This is a genomic window from Streptomyces sparsus (assembly GCF_054776295.1).
Map to the genome: position 1 here is coordinate 1 of NZ_BAAHCA010001415.1, position 870 is coordinate 870.

Annotated in this window: 1 protein-coding gene; it reads left to right on the forward strand. The window is 77.0% G+C overall.

What is annotated here, in order from left to right; translation table 11 throughout:
* Positions 1-870: bifunctional 3'-5' exonuclease/DNA polymerase (locus tag ACYVE9_RS28770; protein ID WP_461030817.1), on the forward strand; the 870-nt coding region annotated here is incomplete at both ends.

Below are 870 nucleotides of genomic sequence, written 5' to 3' on the forward strand. Positions count from 1 at the left end.
CTACGCCGCGCAGCTGGCACGCACCGCCGCCGTGCCGCACCCCGGGCGGATGCGGCTGCTGCTCGCCGCCGAGTCGGCGGGCTGGCTGGTCGCCGAGGAGATGGGGCAGGTCGGCATGCCGTGGCGGGAGGACGTCCACCGGGAGCTGCTCACGGAGATGCTGGGCGAGCGGTATCCGGGCGGCCTGGAGCCGCAGCGCCTGGCCGAGCTCGCCGACGAGGTGTCGCGGGCGTTCGGCCCCGGGGAGCGGGTGCGCCCGGACCTGCCGTCGGACGTGGTCCGGGCGTTCGCGCGGGCCGGTGTCACGCTCAGCTCCACACGGGCCTGGGAACTCCAGCGCGTCGACCACCCGGCCGTCGAGCCGCTGCTGCGCTACCGCAGCCTCTACCGGCTGCACACCGCGCACGGCTGGTCCTGGCTGCGCTCCTGGGTGCGCGGCGGCCGGTTCCGCTCGACGTACCTCCCCGCCGGGGCTCCGTCGGGTCGGTGGACGACCAACGGCGGCGGGGCGTTGCAGATCCCCCGGGTCGTGCGGCGCGCGGTGGTAGCCGACCCGGGCTGGCGGCTGGTGGTGGCCGACGCCGACCAGCTGGAGCCGCGGGTGCTGGCCGCGATGTCCGGGGACGCCGGCCTCCAGCAGGTCTCGGCCGGCGGCCGCGACATGTACTCGGTGCTGTCCGACCGCGCGTTCGCCGGCGACCGGGAGCGCGCCAAGCTCGCCCTGCTCGGTGCCATGTACGGGCAGACCTCGGGGGACGGTCTGCGGCATCTCGCGGAGCTGCGCCGACGTTTTCCCGCCGCGGTCGCCTGCGTGGACGACGCCGCCCGGGAGGGCGAGCGGGGCGGGCTGGTGCGCACCTGGCTGGGGCG